This window comes from Kitasatospora sp. NPDC057512 (assembly GCF_042802135.1).
Lineage (GTDB): Bacteria > Actinomycetota > Actinomycetes > Streptomycetales > Streptomycetaceae > Kitasatospora.
The window spans coordinates 1-3,925 of the sequence record NZ_JBHVET010000759.1; the positions used below are offsets into that span (position 1 = coordinate 1).

Annotated in this window: 4 protein-coding genes; 1 reads left to right on the forward strand and 3 read right to left on the reverse strand. The window is 74.3% G+C overall.

Annotated elements, in window-relative coordinates; all coding sequences use genetic code 11:
- Positions 1-2: 2 nt before the first annotated feature.
- The 3 genes from ACFU6K_RS33270 to ACFU6K_RS33280 all read right to left on the reverse strand — a co-directional run bounded on the left by ACFU6K_RS33270 (position 3) and on the right by ACFU6K_RS33280 (position 3,401).
- Positions 3-1,388, reverse strand: a complete 1,386-nt coding sequence (locus ACFU6K_RS33270; protein WP_380669428.1) for a hypothetical protein — start codon at positions 1,386-1,388, stop codon at positions 3-5.
- Between the two features lie 141 nt (positions 1,389-1,529).
- The gene (locus tag ACFU6K_RS33275) at positions 1,530-2,747 is read right to left on the reverse strand and encodes a pyridoxal-phosphate dependent enzyme (protein WP_380669430.1); all 1,218 of its coding nucleotides are present in this window, start codon (positions 2,745-2,747) and stop codon (positions 1,530-1,532) included.
- Positions 2,748-2,849: 102 nt separating this feature from the next.
- The gene (locus ACFU6K_RS33280; protein WP_380669434.1) at positions 2,850-3,401 is read right to left on the reverse strand and encodes a YceI family protein; all 552 of its coding nucleotides are present in this window, start codon (positions 3,399-3,401) and stop codon (positions 2,850-2,852) included.
- A gap of 176 nt (positions 3,402-3,577) precedes the next feature.
- On the opposite strand from ACFU6K_RS33280, the gene ACFU6K_RS33285 reads away from it, so the two are divergent.
- On the forward strand, positions 3,578-3,880 hold the full coding sequence (locus tag ACFU6K_RS33285) for a hypothetical protein (RefSeq protein WP_380669432.1): 303 nt from the start codon (positions 3,578-3,580) through the stop codon (positions 3,878-3,880).
- Positions 3,881-3,925: the final 45 nt, after the last annotated feature.

Genomic DNA, 3,925 nt, shown 5'->3' on the forward strand with positions numbered 1-3,925 from the left:
GGTCAGCTCAGGGTGAACCAGGTGCTGCGGGACTTCTTCCACTCGGGGTGGGTGAGGTCCTTGGCGGCGGTGCCGTCGCCGTAGAGGTCGGCGGAGCCGTCGTCGGTGATCAGCTGGGCGCGGGCGCCGGGGGCGTCCAGGTCCGGGACGTCCGGGACGGCCTCCCAGGCGCCGTAGTCGCTGGTCGGCAGGTCGAGCAGCTTGGTCGGCCTGGAACCGGGTTGGCCGTTCCAGCGGTAGAGCGCGTACGGGGCGGAGTTGTCCTCGGCGGACCAGGAGCCGGCCACGATCAGGTACTGGCCGAGGTCGTTGCGGCGGATGTCACGGACGGACAGCCCGCCGAGGTCCAGCTCGACCGGGTCGCCGAAGGTCGCGTGCGCGGCCGAACCGTTCAGCAGGGACGGGAGGTTGGTGACCGGCACGAGCAGCGCCCGGCCGCCGGTGACGGCCGGGGTGAGCGGCGCGCGGAAGCCGATGTAGGCGGTGCTGGTGCTGCCGGGGGCGAACTCCAGGCCCTCGACGTTGAAGCCGTCGATCTGCTTGGGCGCCTGGCCGTCGGCGGCGCCGGCCGCGAAGCCGTAGCGCTTGCCGTGGGCGTCGTCCCAGGCGATCAGGTCGTCGCGCAGGCCGTGGTAGGAGCCGGCCAGGGACAGCCGGGTGTCGGCGCCGGAGCCGGTGACGGTGGTGGCGAAGACGGTGTGCCGGTCGGGCTTGACCACGCCGTCCTTGTTGTTGCCGAGCGAGCCGGTCCAGTAGATGGTGTCGCCGACCCGGGTGGCGGCCTCGATGTCGATCTCCTTGGAGACGCCGAGGGCCGAGCTGAAGTCCCAGGTGCGGACCGGCGCACCGGAGTTGTCGCGGTCGTACAGGCGCAGGGTGTTGGACTCGTCGTCGCCGACCAGGATGAAGCCGCCGCCCGCGTCCACGGCCGCCGAGGCGTCGCTGGAGCCGGTCAGGTAGCGGCTGGTCGCCGAGGACCGGACGGCGGGGGAGGCGGCGTAGTGCAGGGTGCGGGTGGCGCTCTTGCCGCCGAGGCCGGTGACCTTGATGGTGAGGTCGGCGTAGCCGGCGCCCTGGGCGGCGACCGCCAGGGTGCGGGCGCCGCCGGTGCCGCTCACCGTCACGTCGCCGGTGCGGGCGACGGCGCTGCGGGTGGTGGCCGAGGCGGCGACGGTCAGCGCCGAGGCCGAGGCGCCGGACTGGGCGACCGTCACCGTCACGGTCGGGTCGCCGGTGGCGCCGACGGCACCGGACAGGTACCCGGCCGAGAAGGTGATCGTCGGGGTGCCGTACGAGGCCGCGCCGGCCGGGAGGGCGGGCAGGGCGAGCACGGGCACCGCCGCGACGGCGACGGCGAGCGGCAGCAGGCGGCGGAGGGAACGCGACACGGTGGCTACCTTCGGCAGGAGACGGGAGTTGACGGAGGGTGCAAGCCTGCTGGCGCTCGGCGAACACCGACCCTACGGCGACCTTACGAGCAGGGACGAGCGGGCGAACAGCAGGCCTCGCGGCGGTGAAGGACCGTGCGCTCAGCCGGTGATGCCGCCCGCCCGCAGGCGGCGCTCGACCGCGTCCCAGTCCGGGGCGACCGGCTCGGTCCTGCGGGTGCCGACGCCCTTGTCCTTGAAGCCGCTGGAGGTCGACACGCAGACCACCGGGCCGTCGGAGAGGTCCGGCTCGCCGAGGCTGCGCAGCCCGGCCAGACCGGCCGCCGCGGACAGCTCCGTCCAGAGCCCCGCCCGGGCCAGCTCCCGCTGGGCGTCGGCGAGTTGGCCGTCGTCCAGGGTCAGCGCCCGGCCGCCGCTCGCGCGGACCGCGAGCACGCCCCGGTAGCCGCTGACCGGGGAGGTGATCGAGTACGCGTCGCTCGGGCCGACCGTCACGTGGGTGGCCGGCAGACCGTCGGCGATCGCCCGGGCGAGCGGACCGGAGGCGGCCGTCTCGCAGGAGTGGATGCGCGGCACCCGGTCGGTCAGGCCCAGCCGGTGCAGTTCGGCGAACCCCTTCCAGACGCCGAAGAGCAGCTCGCCGTAGCCGGTCGGGACGAACACCGCGCTCGGCAGGCCGACGTCCTGGAAGATCTCGTACGCGACGGTCTTGTAGCCCTCGGGCCCGTACGCGTGCCCGGTGTGGGTGGTGGTCAGGTTGCTGACCGGGTGCAGGCCCAGCCGGTCGACCACCTGGCGCAGCAGCGGCCAGCGGGCCTCCCACGGCACCGGGAGCACCACCGCGCCGTAGGCGTTGAGGAAGGCGTCGACGTTCGGCGGCGTGTCCGGGCCGGTGATCACCACGCAGGGCAGTCCGGCGCGGGCGGCGTAGGCGGCGGCCGAGGCACCGTGGTTGCCGGAGGAGGCGACCGCGAGGCCCGGCGCACCGGCGCCCACGGCGGCGCTGGTGGTGCAGCGGTTCAGGCGGTCCTTGTGGCTCCAGGTGGGGTTGCGGGACTCGTCCTTGACGTACACCCCGGGCGCGACCTCCACCAGCGGGGTGGCGCCCTCGCCCAGGCCCGGCGCGAGCAGCGGCGGCAGCAGCGGGGCCCAGCGCTCCAGGCCGCCGCGCACCGGGGCGGGGGCGAACAGGCCCGCCGGGTCGGCCTTGTCGTAGGCGTAGTCGACCTCGACGGGGTAGGAGACGTCCTCGGTGCTGGTGCGCGGGCAGCCGGCGGTGAGCGGGGGCCAGAGCGGGTAGTCGAGGGCGGGGTCGCCGAGGGAGCGCTGGCCGGTCGCGAGGGAGTCTTCTGTTGGCATGCCAGGAGACTAGCCGGGCGGCCGCCCCGCGGTCCGGCGGTTCGGCGGGCTGCGGCGCGAACCCGTTCGTGGGGGTACCGGTTCCGGCCGTTCGGGGAGGAGTCAGCCCTGGCGGATCGCCGAGATGTCGAACTCCAGGACGACCTTGTCACCGACCAGGACGCCGCCGCCCTCCAGCGCCGCGTTCCAGGTGACGCCGTACTCCTTGCGGCTGATGGTGACCGAGCCCTCCAGGCCCACCCGCAGGTTGCCGTACGGGTCGACGGCGTTGCCGGTGTACTCGAAGTCGATGGTGACCGGGCGGGTGGTGTCCTTGATGGTCAGGTCCCCGGTGACCCGGTAGTCGGTGTCGGAGCGGACCTCGACCGCGGTGGAGCGGAAGGTGATGTCGGGGAAGTTCGGCGCGTCCAGGAAGTCGTTGGTGCGCAGGTGCTGGTCGCGCTGCTCCACACCGGTGTCGATGCTCTCGGCCTTGATCACCACCTGGCCGGAGGAGCGGGACGGGTCGCCGCCGTCCAGGTGGGCGGTGCCCTCGAACCGGTGGAACGCGCCGCGGACCTTGGTCACCATCGCGTGGCGGGCGACGAAGCCGATCCGGGTGTGGGTGGGATCGAGGACGTAGTCGCCGGTGAGCTCGGAGAGGTTGGCGGTCATGGTCGGCATGCCTCCTGGTGCGGGGCCCGGGTCTCGGCCCCGGGGCTGGTCGGGCGGTCCCCGGACCACGCTAGGGGCAGTTCCCAGGGGCCGCGCGTCGGGCTGGGCCTAAACGGCGGGTGGGGTGGGAAGGCTCGCGAGGTACGACGGAGTCGCGGGGAGACGAGGGGGCCGGATTGGACAGCGGGATACGGGCGATGGTCGACGCGGTCGGCGAGGCGGAGCGGCAGGTGCGGGAGAACGCGCTGCCGAAGGCGCGGGACAGCAGCCGGGAGAAGGTTCCGGAGAAGGAGGAGGCGGCGCTGCTGGGTGCGCTCGCCGGGCTGGTGGAGAGCATCGGGGAGCTGGCGGGCGCGGTCGGCGACCGGGTGACGAACCGGGACACGGCCAGGACGTACACGGTCGCCGGCAGGCGGCTGCGGAGCGAGGCCGGCAACCTGCGGGGCGACGAGAACGAGACCGCGGCGCGGTCCCGGTGACCGGCCGCCGGTGCCCCGGCCGGGGCACCGGCGGTGTCGCTCAGC

What these genes read in the sequence shown, in the direction of transcription:
- ACFU6K_RS33280 (WP_380669434.1), bottom strand. Translation starts at nt 3,401, where the DNA reads ATGACCGCCAACCTCTCCGAGCTCACCGGCGACTACGTCCTCGATCCC.
- ACFU6K_RS33275 (WP_380669430.1), bottom strand. Translation starts at nt 2,747, where the DNA reads ATGCCAACAGAAGACTCCCTCGCGACCGGCCAGCGCTCCCTCGGCGAC.